Source organism: Microbacterium sp. KSW4-4 (assembly GCF_023091185.1).
Lineage (GTDB): Bacteria > Actinomycetota > Actinomycetes > Actinomycetales > Microbacteriaceae > Microbacterium > Microbacterium paraoxydans.
This window is the reverse complement of the sequence record NZ_JAHWXJ010000002.1, coordinates 511,452-528,730: the sequence shown is the minus strand read 5'-3', so window position 1 is coordinate 528,730 and position 17,279 is coordinate 511,452. Positions and strand designations below refer to the sequence as shown.

The following is a 17,279-nucleotide window of genomic DNA, read 5'->3' as shown; positions in this document are numbered from 1 at the left end:
TCCCAACGCGGGCACCGGAGGTGAGCTTTTGCTCCCGCACCGGACGGGAGCGGGACGGGAGCGGGACGGAGATCGCGCCTCGCGGGGGTGAAGGGGGTGCGCTCTTGATCCCGTACCGGATAGGACGAGGGACCGGGACGGGAGGGGGGTCAGTCGGCGAAGGTGGCGGCGTCGATGACGAAGCGGTAGCGGACGTCGGACGCGAGGACGCGCTCGTACGCCTCATTGATGGCCGAGGCGGGGATGACCTCGATCTGCGCGGTGATGCCGTGCTCCGCACAGAAGTCGAGCATCTCCTGGGTCTCCCGGATGCCGCCGATGTTCGAGCCGGCGATGGAACGCCGCCCGGCGATCAGCGACCCCGCGTTCAGGGCGAGGGCCTCCGCGGGAGCACCGACGCACACGATGGTGCCGTCCACGTCGAGCAGCCCGAGGTAGGAGCGGAGGTCGATGACGGCGCTCACGGTGTTGAGGATCACATCGAAGGAGCCGCGCAGCTCGCGGAAGGTCTCCCGGTCGCCCGTCGCGAAGTAGTGGTCGGCGCCGAGCCGGAGACCGTCGTCCTGCTTCGCGAGCGTCTGCGACAGCACGGTCACCTCGGCGCCCAGGGCGTGCGCGATCTGCACGCCCATGTGGCCGAGCCCGCCGAGTCCGACCACCGCGACGCGCATGCCGGGGCCGACCTTCCAGTGCCGCAGCGGCGAGTACGTGGTGATGCCCGCGCACAGCAGGGGAGCCGCCGCGTCCAGGGGCAGAGCGTCCGGGATCCGCAGCACGAAGTCCTCGGTGACGACGACCTGCTGGGAGTAGCCGCCCTGGGTGATCGTCCCGTCGCGGTCGACCGCCCCGTAGGTGCCGACGGCGCCCTGCGTGCAGAACTGCTCGTCGCCGCGGAGGCAGTACACGCACTCCCGGCACGAGTTCACGAGGCAGCCGACGCCGACGCGGTCGCCGAGGGCGTGCTTCGTGACCTCGGTCCCCACCGCGGCGACCGTTCCGGTGATCTCGTGTCCCGGGGCGAGCGGGTACTGCTGCGGGCCCCAGTCGCCGCGGACGGTGTGGATGTCGGAGTGGCAGATGCCGGCGAAGGCGATGTCGATGAGGATGTCGTGCGGGCCCAGCTCCCGGCGCTCGATGACGGTCTTCTCGAGCGGGGCGGCTTCGGCGGGGGCGGCGTAGGCGGTGACGGTCGACATGATGCTCCTCGGGTCGGTACTCGCCGAGACTATCCGCCGGCGTCGATGAATCCGCTGTCCGGAGGGCCCGGGCCGTCTGTACGGCCCGGGCCGACCGCTCAGCGCTTCTGCCGCTTGAGAGTCTTCTCCAGGACGGGAGCCTGACCGGTGGCCTCGAGGTCGGCGTAGTACGCACGGGCCTCGTCCTGCCGCTGCTTCTCCGCGCCGCTCGCGATGGGCGCCCGCACGTGCTCGGGCTCGTAGCCGAACGCGTCCACGAGGTCGAGCGCGTACGAACGCAGTCGTGCGCACAGCCGATCGATGTAGCTCGACACCGCCGCGGCCCGCTGGGTGGACAGCCGTCCGTGGATGAGGTGCCAGGCGAGGTGCTTCTCGATGAGCTGCAGTCCGAAGAGGTCGCGCAGCCAGGTCATGACCTTCTTCGTCTCGGCGTCGTCCATCGCGTGGACGGCGTCGGTGAAGGCCTCCCACTGCAGGAGCTCGGCGTGCGCCCTGGCCGCCTCGATGAGCTCGGCCTGGTTCTCGTTGAACAGCCGCGCCCCGAGCACCTTGTCCTTGCCGGCGGCGCGCAGCCGGGTCGCGATGTCGGCGACCATCTGCTGCACACGCCCTGCGAGGAGGTCGTGCTGCTGCTCCTCGCGCAGCCCGCGCTCCACCGACCGGGCGACCTGACCGAAGTCGGTCACCGCCTGACCGAGCTGACGGAGGCCTGCGCCGTGGAACACCTTGCCGGCGGTCATCCCCACGGCGTAGCGCGCGAGCGCCGCGGCGTCCTTGCCCTGGAACTGCTTCGCGTAGTCGGTCAGCAGCCGCTTGCCGACGAGCTGGAGCAGGACGTTGTTGTCGCCCTCGAACGTGACGTAGATGTCGAGGTCGGCGCGGAGCCCGACGAGCCGGTTCTCGAACATGAAGCCGGCGCCGCCGCACGCCTCGCGGGCCTCCTGGAGCGTGTCGAGCGCATGCCAGGTCGACAGCGGCTTGAGCGCGGCCGCGAGCGTCTCCAGATCCTCGCGGTCGTCCGGGGTGTCGGAGCGGCCGGAGAAGACCCCGTCGAACTTCTGCAGGAACTCGTCGTGCGCGAAGATCTGCGCGTACGTGGTGGCCAGGCGCGGGAGCAGCCGGCGCTGGTGCTTGCCGTAGTCCATCAGCACGACCTCCTGCCCGTCCGCACCGTCGAACTGGCGACGCTGCGTGGCGTAGGTGATCGCGATGTGCAGGCCGAGCGCGGAGGCCCAGGAAGCGGCGCCGTCGAGCGAGACGCGCCCCTGCACGAGGGTGCCGAGCATCGTGAAGAAGCGGCGGCCGGGGCTGTCGATCGCGCTGGAGTAGGTGCCGTCCGGGGCGACGTCGCCGTAGCGGTTCAACAGGTTCGTGCGTGGGATGCGCACCTGGTCGAAGGAGAGGCGGCCGTTGTCGATGCCGTTCAGTCCGCCCTTGAGCCCGTCGTCCTCGCGACCGATGCCGGGCAGATCCACGCCGTCCTCACCGCGCAAGGGCACGTAGAAGCAGTGCACGCCGTGGTTGACGCCGTTGGTGATGAGCTGCGCGAACACCGTCGCCGCGATGCCGTGCAGCGCCGCGTTGCCGAGGTACTCCTTCACAGCTCCCCGGAACGGCGTGTGGATGACGAACTCCTCCGTCTCCGGGTCGTAGGTGGCGGTGGTGCCGACCGCGGCGACGTCGGAGCCGTGACCGATCTCGGTCATCGCGAACGCGCCCGGGATCGACAGGTCCATGACACCGGGGAGCCACCTGTCGTGGTGCTCCTTCGTGCCGAGCTGCAGGATCGCGGAGCCGAAGAGGCCCCACTGCACGCCCGACTTGATCTGCAGGCTCGGGTCGGCGGCGACGAGCTCCTCGAATCCGGCGATGTTGCCGCCGTTGTTCTCCTCGCCGCCGAAGCGCTTCGGGAACGCCCGGTGCACGGCCTTGTTGTCGACGAGGAGGTGGAGCTGGCTGAGCACGCGCTCACGGTGGTCGTCCTTGCCGAGCTCGTCCTTCCGCCAGAACGCGGAGTCCTTGATCATCTCGCGGGCCTGGCGGCGCACGTCGCCCCAGGTGCCCATGAGGGCGTCGTTCAGGCGGGCGACATCGATCCGCGGGGCGGTCGCGCTCTCGCGCGGGTCAGGTGTCGTCGAAGGGCGGACGGCGGCGTCGACCATGAGCGTTCCTCTCGGAGAGACGAAGGTGGATGCCTCTCATGGTAGGTGTGCGACAAAACCGCACGAAGTCCCCTGTCCGCATCCTCCAACGCCTGGCCGCCCCGTCCGCGCCTGTCGTTGTCGGCTCGCGACAGGATTCGCCGCAGCAGCTCCGTCGACCCACCCCGTTCCGTGCGTCCCGGCCGCTTGCGAGCGTCCGCAAAGGGGTGGCTCGCGCGGAAGGGGGTGGGCCGGCGCAGGAGGAGTCAGGAGGCAGCGATGACGGCGAGCACGCCGTCGCCATAGGCCTCGCGCTTCTTCGCACCGATGCCGGTGATGCCATCGAGGTCGGCGTGCGACGTGGGCCGATGCTCCGCGAGCGCACGGAGCGTGGCATCGCCGAAGACGATGTACGCCGGGACGCCCTGTTCTCTGGCGGTCTCGGCGCGCCAGGCCCGCAGCGCCTCGAACAGCTCCCGGTCTCCGGCGTCGAGGGCGTCGGCGGCACTCGCCTTCCGGGCGCGGGACGGCGAGGACGGGCGTCCGATCGTGTCTTTCCGGAGCGGCACAGCGGTCTCGCCGCGCAGCACCCCGGCCGCGGCCTCTCCGGGTGCGAGCGTGCCGTAGTCGCCCTGCGCGACGAGGATGCCCCGGGCGAGGAGCTGGCGCACCACGCTCCGCCAGTCCTGGTCGGAGAGGTCGGCGCCGATGCCGTAGGTCGCGAGGGCGTCGTGCCGCTGCTGGCGGATGCGCTCGGTCGAGGCCCCGCGGAGGATGTCGATGAGGTGGCCGGCACCGAACGCCTGATTCCGCTCCCGCTTGAGCCGCACGATCGTGGAGAGCAGCTTCTGCGCGGGGACGAGCCCGTCGAAGGTCGCCGTGTCGTCGAGGCACGTGTCGCAGTTGCCGCACGGCTGCGAGTCCTGACCGAAGTACCCGAGGAGGTTCTGCCGACGGCACTCCACCGTCTCGCACAGCGCGAGCATCGCGTCGAGGTGCTGCCCCATCCGCATCTTGAAGGTGCGGTCGCCGGGACTCTGATCGATCAGACGGCGCTGCTGCACGACATCGCCGAGCCCGTACGCCATCCACGCCACGGACGGCTCGCCGTCGCGGCCGGCGCGGCCGGTCTCCTGGTAGTACCCCTCGACCGATTTCGGCAGATCGATGTGGGCGACGAAGCGCACGTCGGGCTTGTCGATGCCCATGCCGAACGCGATGGTCGCCACCATCACGACGCCGTCTTCACGGAGGAAGCGCGACTGGTTCGCCGCCCGCACCTCGGCGGGCAGACCGGCGTGATACGGCAACGCGTCGAGACCCTGCGCGGCGAGATAGGTCGCCGTCTGCTCGACGGACTTGCGGCTGAGCGCGTAGACGATGCCCGCCGCTCCCTCCGGCTGCGACCGGATGAACTGCACGAGCTGCTTGCGGGGATCGACCTTCGGGACGATGCGGTACTGGATGTTGGGACGATCGAAGCTCGCCACGAAGTGCTTCGCCGCGTCGAGGTGCAGGCGCTCGGTGAGCTCCTTGTGGGTGGCCCGCGTCGCGGTCGCGGTCAGGGCCATGCGGGGGACGCCGGGGAACCGCTCGCCCATGTCGCCGAGGGCGAGGTAGTCGGGCCGGAAGTCGTGACCCCACTGCGACACGCAGTGGGCCTCGTCGATCGCGATGACGCTGAGCGTGCCGCGCTGCAGGAGGGAGGTGGTCTGCGCGCCCGACAGTCGCTCCGGGGCGACGTAGAGGAGGTCGAGCTCCCCGGCGACATAGGCGCGCTCGACATCGCGGCGCTCCTCGATCGACTGGGTGGAGTTGAGGTACGCGGCCTTCACACCGTTGGCGCGCAGCGCGTCGACCTGGTCGTGCATGAGCGCGATGAGCGGGCTGATGACCAGTCCGGTGCCCTCGCGCACGAGAGCGGGCACCTGGTACGTGATGCTCTTGCCGCCGCCGGTGGGCATCAGGACGACGGCGTCGCCGCCGCCGATGACCTGCTCGACGATGGCCGCCTGGTCGCCGCGGAAGTCGTCGTAGCCGAACACCGTGTGCAGTGCCTCGCGGGCCGTCGCATACCGGCTGGGCGTGGCGCGGCGGACGGCCGGCGCGGTGGTCACCGCGGTCGTCGGACCCGGACCCCAGTCGAGGGGCGGCTCGAAGCCCGCGCCCTGCGGCTCCCAGTCCATCGGCTCCGGCGGCTCGGTCGGCTCCCACCCGTCGTCCCAGGGCTGGTCGGATGCCGCGTCCGGCTCGGGGATCCATCCGTCGTACGGATCGCGGGGAGTCTGCGGCATCCCTCCAGCGTAATCACCCCGACGGACAGCGGCACGGCGACGTCCACAGGCCCGCACCCTCGGTCCCGGGCGTAGGTTGGTTCCAGACGCCGGAAGGAGCATCCGATGACCGACATCACCGTGACCCGCAACGACGAGGCCTCCCGCTACGAGATCCGTTCCGATGACGTGCTGGCCGGGTTCGCCGAGTTCGACACCCGCCCCGGCGCGATCCGGTTCCTGCACACCGAGATCGACCCCGCGTTCCAGGGCCAGGGCCTGGCGGGAAAGCTCGCCGCGGCGGCACTGACCGACGTCGCGTCGACGGGCGACGCGATCGTGCCGCTCTGCCCGTACATCGCGAAGTACCTCAAGACGCACGAGGTGCCCGGCGCCGAGATCCGCTGGCCGCAGCGCCCGGGCTCGACGGCGGACGCCCCGGTGCAGGAGGAGTCGGCCGGCGCGGATGAGGACCCCACGGGCAGGGCGGAATGATCGGGCAACGCCGCCTCGTCCTCGAGCCCCGGGCGGTGCCGCTCGGGGGCGTGCGCGGCATGGAGGTGCTGCGGGTGCTGCCGCATCGCAACCTCCCCACCATCGGCGCGTGGTGCTTCCTCGACCGGTTCGGCCCGGCCGAGACCCGGATGCGCGTCGAGCCGCACCCGCACATCGGTCTGCAGACGGTGACGTGGCCACTGGTCGGCGAGATCCGGCACCGCGATTCGCTGGGCAGCGACGCCGACCTCCGGCGCGGTCAGCTCAACCTCATGACCGCCGGCAACGGCATCTCGCACTCGGAGTACTCCGCGGGCGACGGCCCCGTTCCGCTGGACGCGCTGCAGTTCTGGGTCGTTCTCCCCGAGTCCGCGCGCCACGGCGACGGCGGCTTCGAGCGGCACACCGACCTGCCGACGACGACCCTTTCGGCCGCGACCGGATCGGACGCCACGGCCACGGTCGTGCTCGGCGAGTTCGCGGGCGTGCACTCGCCGGCGACCGTGCACACGCCGATCGTCGGGGCGGAGATCGTCGTGCCGGCCGGAACCACGGTGCGCCTGCCGCTGCGGCCCGAGTGGGAGCACGCGCTGCTCCTCGTCGAGGGCGACGCCGCCGTCCCCGAGCACGCGATGACCCGCAACGACATGCTCTACCTCGGCGATTCCCGCGACGGCGTCGAGGTGACCAGCAGCGAGGGCGGGTTGCTGTTCCTGCTCGGGGGTGAGCCGTTCGAGGACGAGATCGTCATGTGGTGGAACTTCGCCGGGCGTTCCCACGACGAGATCGCCGCCGCCCGCGAGGACTGGGAGGCCGCATCCCCCCGGTTCGGCGTCGTCGAGGGGCACGACCAGCGCATCCCCGCGCCGCCACTCCCCCCGGTGCGCCTGATGCCACGCAGCCGCACCCTCTGACCCCCGCACAGCCGCTCCTGCACAGGCACTCCCGCTGATTCAGGCACTCCCGCTGATTCCGGCACCCAGGACTCTCCCTGCCTGCTCTCACACCACTGCCTGCCCTCGCGCGCGACCTCGCTGACGCGCCCGAACAGGCATCCACGCCAGTCCAGGCACTCCCGCCAGAACAGGCACTCCCTCCCTTCCCTGCCTGCTCTCACGCCACTGCCTGCCCTCGCGCGCGACCTCGCTGACGCGCCTGAACAGGCATCCACGCCAGTCCAGGCACTCCCGCCGGAACAGGCACTCCCACCAGTTCAGGCACCCACGCGAGTTCAGGCACTCCCGGAAGCACAGGCTCTCCTGGTCCTCCCTGCCTGTTCTCGCGCCAGTGCCTGCCAACGCGCTGGAGTCCCCTGACTCGACCGCACCGACCCTCCCCGCTCTTCAGGCACTCGCGCCGGCTCAGGCTCGATGGGCTTTCACCTGCCTGAACCCGCGCGAACGCCTGTTCCAGGAGACAGAGTCCGGGAAGCAGAAGCAGACTCAGGCGCGGTCGGGGGTGTGCACGCGGGCGAGGAAGCGGTCCGTGCGGGGCGAGGGTCCTCGAGGGTCGAGCAGCGACACGGCGACGGTGACCCCGGTCGCCAGCGGGATCGTCCAGGCGGCGGGCTGCGCGAGGTAGGGCGCCGCGACGCCGACCCCGTCCACCGCGGCGTGCACGAGCAGGGCGAGCCCGGTCGCGACGCCGCCGCACACCATGCCCGCGACCGCCCCGCGCGCGGTGAGGCCGCGCCACCACACGCCCAGCAGCACCACGGGCGAAAGCGTCGACGCCGCCACGACGAACACCACCCCCACGCTCGACACGAGTCCCGCGGGAACCGTGAGCAGCGCGACCCCCAGCGGCACGAGCGCGCACAGCACTGCGGACAGCCGGAAGGAGCGCACGGAGCCGGAGAAGACGTCCTGGCTGATGACCCCCGCGAGCGAGACCACGAGCCCGGCCGAGGTCGCCAGGAACGCGGCGAAGGCTCCGGCGACGATGAGCGCCGTCAGCAGCTCACCCGCGGGGCCGGGGAACACCCGCGACGGGAGCTGCAGCACCACGGTGTCGGCGACCCCCGGCCGTGCGAGGTCGGGAGCGGCGATCCGCGCCAGGAGCCCCATCGCGCTCGACACGGCGTAGAACGCGCTCACCATGGCGATGACGATCACGGTGGTCCGCCGCGCGGAGGCTCCGGTCGGGCTCGTGTAGAACCGCACGAGGACGTGCGGCAGACCCATCGTGCCGAGGAGCAGGGCGAGCAGCAGCGACGCGGTCTCGTAGGCGTCGAAGCCGGACGGCCCGGCCTCAGCGGGGAAGACGAGGGCGGGATCGAAGTCGTGCGGCCCGCCGCTCAGGGCGAAAGCGATGCACACCACCGGCACGAGGAGCGCCGTGAGCTTGAGCCAGTACTGGAAGGCCTGCACGAAGGTGATCGCGCGCATGCCGCCCGCGGCGACCGCCGCCGCCACGAGCACCGCGATCGTCACGGCCCCGACCCACTCCGGCAGCCCGGCGACCACGACGAGAGTGATGCCCGCGCCGTGCAGCTGCGGCACGATGTAGAGCCAGCCGATGATGAGGACCGCGAGGCTGGTGACACGGCGCGCGGCGGTCGAGTCGAGCCGGGCCTCGACGAAATCGGGGATCGTGTACGCCCCGCTGCGGCGCAGGGGCGCGGCCACGAAGACGAGCACGAGCAGGTACCCCGCGGCGTACCCGATGGGGAACCAGAAGCCGCGGGCGCCGTCCAGCAGCACCAGCCCGGAGAGGCCGAGGAAGGTGCCGGCCGAGAGGTACTCGCCGCTGATGGCCGAGGCGTTCCAGACCGGACGCACCGTCCGCGACGCCACGAAGAAGTCGCTCGTCGTGCGCGACACCCGCAGCCCGTACACGCCGATGAGGAGGGTGGCGATCACGACCAGGGCGACCCCGACGAGGTCGAGCACGGCGTTCACTCGCGGTCCCGCAGGGCGCGGTACCGCCGCTCGTTGCGGACCGCCGTGCGCACGTACAGCACCGCGAAGACGAGGATCACCGGGTAGAACGCGAAGGCCTGGAGGAGCCACGACAGCGGCAGCCCGCCGAGGACGACGGCGTCGATCTCGGGGATGAGCGCGATCCCGAGTGCCAGGGCGACGACGACCACCACGAAGCCGGCGACGGTGCCGAGGGCGAGCCGGAGCTGGCTGCGCATCAGGGCACGGGCGTAGACGGCATCGGCCTCCGCGACCGGGGCACCGGGCAGCGCGATCCCCCGGGTGGCGGCGGAGGAGCGGCGCGGCGGGGTGTCCGCCGTGACGCGCAACCGCTTCGGCGCCTCGGTCATCCGGCCCCCTCTCCGCGCACGAGGGCCTCCCGCACCGCCGCGACGAGCCTTCTGCTCACCGGCAGCACGGCCGTGCCGACGACCACGACGGGTTCCCCGCCTGACAGCCGCGCCTCGGTCACCGCGGCGATCCGGACGAGGGTGGAACGGTGGATGCGGAGGAATCCCGCCGGCGCCCACCGCGTCTCGAGCTCGGAGAGCGGGATGCGCACGAGATGGCCGGGCCCGTCGTCCTCGGTGTGCAGGCGCGCGTAGTCGCCCTGCGCCTGCACCCAGCGCACGTCGCTGCGCCGCACGAACCGCACGGACGCGCCCACGGTCACCGGCAGCACCTCGTCCTCGCCGCGCGGTGCGGCCTCCTGCTCGATCACCCGGTCCACGGCGTTTCGGAGCCGTTCCCGCCGGACCGGCTTGAGGAGGTAGTCCGCGGCGCGCAGTTCGAAAGCCTCGACCGCGCGGGCCTCGTCGGCGGTGACGAACACGACCGCGGGCGGTTCCGCGAGACCGAGGAGCGCGCGGGCGAGCTCAGTGCCGAGCAGGCCGGGCATGTGGATGTCGAGGAAGGCGATCCGCACCGCACGCGCGGAGAGGTGACGCAGCGCGTCGGCGCCGTTACTCGCGGTGAGGATCTCGCCGATGCGCGGGTCGGCGCGCAGCAGGTGCACGAGCTCGTCGAGGGCCGGCTGCTCGTCGTCGGCGACGAGGACGTCGATCATGCCGCTCCTCAGTCGTCGTCCGGGTCGTGGAGGGGCTGCGATTTCGGGACTCGCATGCGCACCAGGGTACCCGCGCCGGCGTTGGTCTCGACGACCAGACCACCCCCGCTGCCGTAGACCTGGCGAAGCCGGGTGTCGACGTTCCGCAGGCCCACGTGACCGCCGTCCTCACGCGCCGTGAGCAGCGCGCGCAGACCCGCGGGGTCCATGCCGACGCCGTCGTCCTCGACGAGGATCTCGGTGTGCGTGCCGTCGTCGCGGGAGGTGATGCGGATCTCGCCCCCGCCCTCTCCCGGCTCCAGGCCGTGCCGCACGGCGTTCTCCACGAGCGGCTGCACCGAGAGGAAGGGGATGACCGTCGCGAGCGTCTCGGGCGCGATCTGCAGCGTCACCCGCAGGCGTTCGCCGAACCGCGCCCGCTCCAGTTCGAGGTACGAGTGGATGCTGCCCAGCTCCTCCGCGAGCGTCGTGAACTCTCCGTGCCGGCGGAAGGAGTAGCGCGTGAAGTCGGCGAACTCGAGCACGAGGTCGCGGGCCCGGTCGGGGTCGGTCGTGATGAACGAGGCGATCGCGGTGAGCGCGTTGTAGATGAAGTGCGGGGAGATCTGCGCACGCAGAGCCCGGAGCTCCGCCTCGGCGAGCTGGGTGCGGGAGGCCTCGAGTCCGCCGAGTTCGACCTGCGCCGCACACCAGTCGGCCACCTCCTCCGCCGCCCGCACGAGGGCGGCCCGCACCGGCGACGCGAAGGCGACGACCACCCCGACCGGCACCCCGTCGACGAGGATGGGCGCGCCGACCGCCTCCAGGTCGTCCGTCCGCGAGGGCGCGGGGAAGACCTGCCGCCGCCCGGACGCGCGCACCTGGGCGGCGATGCGCACGGCGGCGGATTCGAGCCCGTCCGCGGCGCCGTCGAGGGTGACCGTGTCGTCCTCGCCGACGATGGCGACCGCGGCGCTGCCCAGCAGAGTCCGCAGGTGCCGGGCGGCCTTGACCACATCCGGCCCGGCCAGTCCGCCGCGGAGGTGCGGGGCGGCGAGGCTCGCCTGGTGCAGCGCCCGCAGCGCCCCCTGCTCCGCCTCGCTGCCGAGGTCGGCCGAGCCGCGCGCGAACCGCCGGGCGAGCAGCAGCAGCGCCGTGAGGGCGATGCCGCCGAGCGCGCCGAGGATCGCGGCGAGGACGACGTCGTTCATGCGCTCAGCCTAGGGACGGGCCGGCAGGCTCAGCGAACCGCGCTTCGACAGGGTCAGCAGCAGCGGGCACCGGGATTGCGGTCCTGGTCGTCCATCCGCTGACGCCAGAACTGCCGCTCCGTCAGCGGCTCCTCGTCCGGATGATGCCGCCGGTGATGGGCGACGTACGTGGGGTACGCGGTGTCGCCCATCAGCGTCGTCATGTACCAGCGGATGCCGCGGCCGACCCGGCCGAGGGCGCTCCACAGCGCCCGCAGCGGGGAGGTCGCGGCATCCGTCCGATCCACCGTGGAGGTCATCTCAGTGCCGTGCCGCCGCGCGCTCTTCGGCGAGGATCGGCTCCCACCGCTTCTCCAGCTCGCGCTCCTCCGCGTCGGGGAGGAACCCAGCCGGGGCGAAGCGGCGCGAAGGCACGGGCGGGTCCTCGGTGTTCTCACCGCCGCCGTTGCGGATCGCCTTCACGGTCGCGATGACCGCCATGACGATGACGATGATCGCGAGCACCACGAAGATGATCGACAGCGTGCCCTGCACCGCGGTGTTGCGGATGACCGCCTGCAGCACCTCCGGCGCGCCGAGCGTGGTGTCACCGGAGTTCAGCGCCTCCAGGTACCGGAAGTGGTTCGCCCAGTATCCGATCGCCGGCACCGGCGAGAAGATCTTGTAGAGCGACGCCGTGATGGTGACGACCGCGGTGAAGGCGAGCGGCAGCGCGATGATCCACAGCCAACGGAAGTAGCTGCGACCACGCTTGGCGACGATGGCCAGCACCACGGCGAGCGCGATCGCCGCGAGCAGCTGGTTCGCGATGCCGAACAGCGGGAAGAAGGTGTTGATGCCGCCGAGCGGGTCGGTGACGCCGAGGATGAGGATCGCTCCCCAGCCGGCCACCATGATCGCGGTGCAGATCCACACCCCGGGACGCCAGGAGACGTCGCGGAACTTCGGGAACCAGGCGCCGATCGAGTCCTGCAGCATGAAGCGGGCGACCCGGGTGCCGGCGTCCACCGCCGTGAGGATGAACAGGGCCTCGAACATGATCGCGAAGTGGTACCAGAACGCCATGAGCGCCTGTCCGCCGAGGGCCTGCTGCATGATGTGCGCGAGGCCGAGCGCGAGCGTCGGAGCACCACCCGTGCGCGAGACGATCGACTCCTCGCCGACCGCCGCCGCCGTGCCCGTGAGCATGTCGGGGGTGAGGTTCACCCCGGTCAGCCCGAGCGAGTTCACGAAGGCGACCGCTCCCTCCACGGTGCCCCCGGTCGCGGCGGCCGGGGCGTTCATGGCGAAGTAGATGCCCTGGTCGATCGAGATCGCGGCGACGAGGGCCATGATCGCGACGAACGACTCCATGAGCATGCCGCCGTAGCCGATGAACCGGGTCTGCCGCTCCTTCTCGACGAGCTTCGGTGTGGTGCCCGACGCGATCAGCGCATGGAATCCGGACAACGCGCCGCACGCGATCGTCACGAACAGGAAGGGGAAGAGCGGCCCGGCGAACACCGGACCCATGCCGTTCTCACCGAAGATGCTGACCGCGGGGACCGAGATCTCCGGACGCACGAGGACGATTGCCCCGGCGAGCATCACGATGACGCCGATCTTCATGAAGGTGGAGAGGTAGTCACGCGGCGCGAGCAGCAGCCACACCGGCAGCACCGCGGCGATGAAGCCGTAGATGATGATGCCCCACGCGATCGTGGTGCGGTCGAGGTGGAAGAGCGCCTGACCCCACTCGGTGCCGGCGACCCAGCCGCCGCCGATGATCGCGGCCATGAGCAGCACGAAGCCGATGATCGAGACCTCGGTCACCTTGCCCGGGCGCAGGTAGCGGAGGTACACGCCCATGAAGAGGGCGATCGGGATGGTCATCGCGACGGAGAAGACGCCCCACGGGCTCTCCCCGAGGGCGTTCACGACGACGAGCGCGAGGATCGCGACGATGATGAGCATGATGAGCAGCGAGGCGATGATCGCCGCGGTGCCGCCGATCTTGCCGAGCTCCTGGCGCGCCATCTGGCCGATGGTCCTGCCGCCGCGCCGCATCGAGAAGAAGAGCACCGTGTAGTCCTGCACGGCTCCCGCGAGCACGACGCCCACGATGATCCAGATGGTGCCGGGGAGGTAGCCCATCTGCGCCGCGAGCACGGGGCCGACGAGCGGTCCGGCGCCGGCGATGGCGGCGAAGTGGTGACCGTAGAGCACCCGGCGGTCGGTGGGGACGTAGTCCTTGCCGTCCTGCTTCACCTCGGCGGGCGTGGCGCGGCGGTCGTCGGGGCGAGTGATGTACCGCTCGATGACCTTGGAGTAGAAGCGGTAGCCGATCAAGTAGGTGCAGACGGCGGCGAACACGAACCAGATCGCGTTCACGGTCTCCCCGCGCACGATGGCGAGCATCACCCAGGCGACGCCGCCGAGGAGGGCGATGGCGGTCCACAGCAGGATCTTCGGCAGGGTCCAGCGGCGGCTCTTCGCCTCGTGCTCCGCGGAGAGGGCGACGGGTGGGAGGTTCGGGTCGGTCTCGATGACGGGGTCGTCATCGACGAGCCCGGCGCCGTCGCGGCGGCGCGACGAAGGTGCGGTCATGGGGTTCTCCTCTGAGGGCGCATCATTGCGTCTCCCCACGGTAGGGAGGGCGTCCCGCTGTCGCTTCCGGATCCGGGGACGCTGCGACGAGCGGCGGCGGCCGTGCGACGAACGGATGCCCGAATGCGACGGCACGGCCGCACGAGGGATTCCTCGTGCGGCCGTGCCGGTGTCGTGCAGACGATCCCGGATCACCCGGGGGCGTCGGTCTCCGGAGGCTGGGTCGGCTCCGGAGTCGGCCCCGGCGTCGGAGTCGGATCCGGGGTCGGCGTCGGCTCGGGAGTCGGCGACGGCTTCGGCGCGGGAGTCGGCGTCGGCGCGGCATCCGCGGGCGTCGTGACCGTCACCACGGTGCGCACGGCCGAGTCGCCGTACTGGACGAGTCCGAGGTAGCGGGTGCCGGCGGTGAGACCGCTCCAGCTCAGCTCGTAGCTCGTCTTCTCCCCGCGGACCGCGGTGATCGGGTTCGGCGTCGCGGTGAACGACCCCTCCCCGTCCGGCAGCACGGAGGCGTGGGTCATGTCCCACGTCATCGGCCCGGTGGTCGCGTACACGTTGGCGACGACGAGGTAGGTGCCCGCTGTCGGGGCGGGGATCGTCACCTGCTCGTCGGCCGAGCCCGTCGCCGACTGCCAGCGCTCGTAGTAGCGCAGGTCGTCGGGGCTCACCACCCGGTAGACGGTGAGGTCGAGATCGCTGCCCTCGTCGTCGGACGAGTCGAGGTCGAACCGCGAGAGGGTGGCGCCCTCCGGCACGTCCACGATCCAGGACACGTCCTTGTTCGCGTCGCCCGACTTCTCGTTCCCGGAATGCCCCTCGACCGGGTTGTCCGGGTCGCTGAGGAGCTGGAACGGCGTGAGACCCGAGACGCCCAGCGCCAGATCACCGTCGAGGCCGGGGGTGATGTCCACCGTCGTGCTGCCGTCGACGCCGGTGCCGGTGACCTCGGCCGGGGCATCCGCCGTGACCGGGAACACCGCGATCGGCGAGCGCACCGTGTTCTTCTTGCTCGTCCAGGTGAGTGAACCCGTGGCCCACTGCTCGACCGGCGCGGTGGTGCTGTCGAACGTGACCGTGAAGGTCTTCGTCTGCCCCGGCTTGTCGAAGGAGAGCTGGGACGGCGTGACGGTGACGTTCACGCCGGGGACGGAGGCCTTCGCCGTGAACACGCCCTTCTCGGTCGAGGTGACCGAGCGGGTGACGGTCTGCGCGCTGGCCAGGGAGCCGATCGAGATCGATGCCTGGTTCAGATCGCTGCCGTCGATGGGGTCGATGCCGGGGAAGTCCGACAGCCCCTTCCCGTCGAGGAACGCCGCCCAGTCCTTGAAGCCGTTGAGGTAGAGCAGACCGGGGTTCAGGAACCGCGTCGCATCGACCTGTCCGGCTCCCTGCTCGAACGGGTTCGTGTTCTTCGAGCCGTCGGGGAGCACAGTGTCGGAGGCCGTCGTCATCAGGGCCGAACGGATCTCGCCCGGGGTCGCCCGCGGGTGCTCCCCGAGGTACAGCGCGCCGAGGCCGGCGATGTGCGGGGAGGCCATCGACGTCCCGGAGAGGATGCCGAAGGTCGGGTCCTCACCCGGGGCGTTATGCGTGGCGGCGAGGATCGCCACTCCCGGAGCGGCGATGTCCGGCTTGAGGACGTCGGTGCCGTCGGCGAGGACCGGTCCGCGGCTCGAGAAGCCCGCGATCTGCGGGGTCGGCGTGGTCACACCGGTGGTGTTCTCGCCGACGAGGGTGATCGGCCGATCGACGCCGCCCTGCACGTAGGCGAGCACGGCCGCACGGTGCACGGCGTTCAGGTGCACCGTGGGCACGGCGTGGAAGTCGTTGTCGAGGGAGTCCGCACCACCGGGCACGTTCACCAGGACCATGCCGATGCCCCCGGCGTCCTTCACGACCTGCGACTTCTCCGCGCGGGCGTTGCCGCCGCGGTCGCAGACGACGATGTGTCCGGCGACCTTCGCCGGGTCGAGGGTGCCCGGCAGGCACAGCTGCGCATCCGCCGCACCGGACGCCGCGGCATCCACAGCGGCGATGGAGGGTCCGGAGACGCTCTCGCCGAACGGGACGGTCACCGAGGCGCCGGCCTGCTCGAAGCCGTCGAACTGCACGGTGCCCTCCCACGTGGGGATGGTGGAGGCGGCGACCGTGGTGTACCACGGCGAGGCATGGTCGGCGGTGACCGGATCGGGGCCGTCGTTGCCCGCGCTCGTCGCGACGAAGACACCGGCGGCCGCGGCGTTGAGGAACGCCAGGTCCTCCGGAGCCATCACGGTGCTCGCGGCGCCGCCGCCGATCGAGTAGTTGATCACGTCGACGCCGTCTGCGACGGCCTGATCGATGGCGGCGACGAGGTCGCTCAGGGCGCAGATGTCATCCGTGGTCACGGTCGTGTCCGGCCCGACGTAGCAGGCCTTGTAGGCCGCGACCTTCGCCCCGGGGGCGACGCCGGAGACCGTTCCGAAGTCGACGCCCTCGATCTCGGCGTCCACTCCGAAGTTGCCTGCGGCGGTGCTCGCCGTGTGCGAGCCGTGACCGTCGCCATCACGCGGGGAGAGGTAGTCGTACTGGAAGTCGAACCCGGCCGCCTGGGCTCCCGCGAAGAAGTACTGTCCGCCGATGAGCTTCGTCGAGTAGTCGCGCTCGTCCCAGTCCTGACCATCGACCATCGCGCCGCGGAACTGTCCGCCGTCGGACTTGTCGAAGTAGACGTAGGTGCCGTCGGTGTACGGCTCCGTGCCCTTGTGCCGGCTGTTCTGCTTCTTCTGCTGCTTGAGCTTCTTGCCCTCGAACGAGGGGTGCTCGGGAGCAATGCCGGTGTCGATCACGCCGACCACGACGCCCTCGCCCGCCTTCTTCACGCCGCCGGTCTGCTGCCACACCCCGCCACGCCCCTTGCGGTCGTTGCCGAGGCCGAGGTAGTCGGTGGAGGTCTGCGCATCGGGGTGACGGATCTCGTCGGGGTACACCCCGAGGACGTCCTTCGAGGCGCGGAGCTGGTCCACCTGCTCACCCGAGAGGTCGGCGCTGAAACCGTTGAGCACCACCTGGTAGGTCGTGTCCGGGGTGACGCCGACGTCGTTGATGAGGCTCTTCTGCTCCGACTCGAGGTGCTTGACGTAGCGCCGCGCGTCCTGCGACTGCGTCTCGAGCTGCTCGCCCTCGTCAGGCTTCGTCGCCTTCAGGCCCTTGACGTCGCCTTCGTAGCTGGCGAGGGGATCGGCCTTCATGATCACGATGTAGTGCCCGGGGGTCCCCGCGACCGGAACGGGGTGCGTCACCTCCCCGGTCGCTGCGTGGCCTGCGGTTGCCGTCGATGCGATGAACAGCGTCGCCAGGGTGGTGGCTGCTGCGATCCGAAGGGGTGTTCGACCCATATCTCGCTCCTGATGATCCGATGATCCCGATGCC

At 71.0% G+C, this 17,279-nt stretch carries 12 protein-coding genes; 2 read left to right on the top strand and 10 right to left on the bottom strand.

From position 1 onward, the window contains the following. Positions 1-149: 149 nt before the first annotated feature. The 3 genes from KZC57_RS12075 to recQ all read right to left on the bottom strand — a co-directional run bounded on the left by KZC57_RS12075 (position 150) and on the right by recQ (position 5,631). Entirely contained in the window at positions 150-1,196 is a 1,047-nt protein-coding gene (locus tag KZC57_RS12075; RefSeq protein ID WP_105949193.1) for an NAD(P)-dependent alcohol dehydrogenase, read from the bottom strand. A 98-nt stretch (positions 1,197-1,294) separates the two neighbouring features. Beyond that, positions 1,295-3,358: an acyl-CoA dehydrogenase gene (locus KZC57_RS12070; RefSeq protein WP_247641862.1), complete on the bottom strand. Its 2,064-nt coding sequence runs from the start codon at positions 3,356-3,358 to the stop codon at positions 1,295-1,297. A gap of 245 nt (positions 3,359-3,603) precedes the next feature. Further along, positions 3,604-5,631, bottom strand: a complete 2,028-nt coding sequence (gene recQ / locus KZC57_RS12065) for a DNA helicase RecQ (RefSeq protein WP_374206612.1) — start codon at positions 5,629-5,631, stop codon at positions 3,604-3,606. Between the two features lie 105 nt (positions 5,632-5,736). Here recQ and KZC57_RS12060 point away from each other — a divergent pair, with 105 nt between their 5' ends. After that, positions 5,737-6,105, top strand: coding sequence for a GNAT family N-acetyltransferase (locus tag KZC57_RS12060; protein ID WP_247641861.1), 369 nt, complete (start codon positions 5,737-5,739; stop codon positions 6,103-6,105). Beyond that, entirely contained in the window at positions 6,102-7,019 is a 918-nt protein-coding gene (locus tag KZC57_RS12055) for a pirin family protein (RefSeq protein WP_247641860.1), read from the top strand. Before KZC57_RS12060 ends, KZC57_RS12055 begins: the two co-directional genes overlap by 4 nt. Before the next feature lie 528 nt (positions 7,020-7,547). Here the strand turns inward: KZC57_RS12055 and KZC57_RS12050 are convergent. The 7 genes from KZC57_RS12050 to KZC57_RS12020 form a co-directional block, all read right to left on the bottom strand. Continuing rightward, on the bottom strand, positions 7,548-9,005 hold the full coding sequence (locus tag KZC57_RS12050; protein WP_105949189.1) for a cation acetate symporter: 1,458 nt from the start codon (positions 9,003-9,005) through the stop codon (positions 7,548-7,550). After that, the gene (locus tag KZC57_RS12045; RefSeq protein WP_247641859.1) at positions 9,002-9,376 is read right to left on the bottom strand and encodes a heavy metal transporter; all 375 of its coding nucleotides are present in this window, start codon (positions 9,374-9,376) and stop codon (positions 9,002-9,004) included. The genes KZC57_RS12050 and KZC57_RS12045 overlap by 4 nt, the downstream gene beginning before the upstream one ends. Next, positions 9,373-10,092, bottom strand: a complete 720-nt coding sequence (locus KZC57_RS12040) for a LytTR family DNA-binding domain-containing protein (RefSeq protein WP_144881427.1) — start codon at positions 10,090-10,092, stop codon at positions 9,373-9,375. The genes KZC57_RS12045 and KZC57_RS12040 overlap by 4 nt, the downstream gene beginning before the upstream one ends. 8 nt (positions 10,093-10,100) lie before the next feature. Further along, positions 10,101-11,282: a sensor histidine kinase gene (locus KZC57_RS12035; RefSeq protein WP_247641858.1), complete on the bottom strand. Its 1,182-nt coding sequence runs from the start codon at positions 11,280-11,282 to the stop codon at positions 10,101-10,103. Between the two features lie 53 nt (positions 11,283-11,335). Beyond that, positions 11,336-11,581 (bottom strand): YbdD/YjiX family protein, encoded by a 246-nt coding sequence (locus KZC57_RS12030; RefSeq protein ID WP_247641857.1) that lies wholly within the window; start codon positions 11,579-11,581, stop codon positions 11,336-11,338. 1 nt (position 11,582) lies between these two features. Beyond that, a complete protein-coding gene (locus KZC57_RS12025) occupies positions 11,583-13,868 on the bottom strand; it encodes a carbon starvation CstA family protein (RefSeq protein ID WP_247641856.1) in 2,286 nt (761 codons plus the stop codon). Positions 13,869-14,059: 191 nt separating this feature from the next. Then, positions 14,060-17,245: a S8 family peptidase gene (locus KZC57_RS12020; protein WP_247641855.1), complete on the bottom strand. Its 3,186-nt coding sequence runs from the start codon at positions 17,243-17,245 to the stop codon at positions 14,060-14,062. Positions 17,246-17,279 lie beyond the last annotated feature (34 nt).

What these genes read in the sequence shown, in the direction of transcription:
- KZC57_RS12075 (WP_105949193.1), bottom strand. Translation starts at nt 1,196, where the DNA reads ATGTCGACCGTCACCGCCTACGCCGCCCCCGCCGAAGCCGCCCCGCTC.
- KZC57_RS12070 (WP_247641862.1), bottom strand. Translation starts at nt 3,358, where the DNA reads ATGGTCGACGCCGCCGTCCGCCCTTCGACGACACCTGACCCGCGCGAG.
- recQ (WP_374206612.1), bottom strand. Translation starts at nt 5,631, where the DNA reads ATGCCGCAGACTCCCCGCGATCCGTACGACGGATGGATCCCCGAGCCG.
- KZC57_RS12060 (WP_247641861.1), top strand. Translation starts at nt 5,737, where the DNA reads ATGACCGACATCACCGTGACCCGCAACGACGAGGCCTCCCGCTACGAG.
- KZC57_RS12055 (WP_247641860.1), top strand. Translation starts at nt 6,102, where the DNA reads ATGATCGGGCAACGCCGCCTCGTCCTCGAGCCCCGGGCGGTGCCGCTC.
- KZC57_RS12045 (WP_247641859.1), bottom strand. Translation starts at nt 9,376, where the DNA reads ATGACCGAGGCGCCGAAGCGGTTGCGCGTCACGGCGGACACCCCGCCG.
- KZC57_RS12040 (WP_144881427.1), bottom strand. Translation starts at nt 10,092, where the DNA reads ATGATCGACGTCCTCGTCGCCGACGACGAGCAGCCGGCCCTCGACGAG.
- KZC57_RS12035 (WP_247641858.1), bottom strand. Translation starts at nt 11,282, where the DNA reads ATGAACGACGTCGTCCTCGCCGCGATCCTCGGCGCGCTCGGCGGCATC.
- KZC57_RS12030 (WP_247641857.1), bottom strand. Translation starts at nt 11,581, where the DNA reads ATGACCTCCACGGTGGATCGGACGGATGCCGCGACCTCCCCGCTGCGG.
- KZC57_RS12025 (WP_247641856.1), bottom strand. Translation starts at nt 13,868, where the DNA reads ATGACCGCACCTTCGTCGCGCCGCCGCGACGGCGCCGGGCTCGTCGAT.
- KZC57_RS12020 (WP_247641855.1), bottom strand. Translation starts at nt 17,245, where the DNA reads ATGGGTCGAACACCCCTTCGGATCGCAGCAGCCACCACCCTGGCGACG.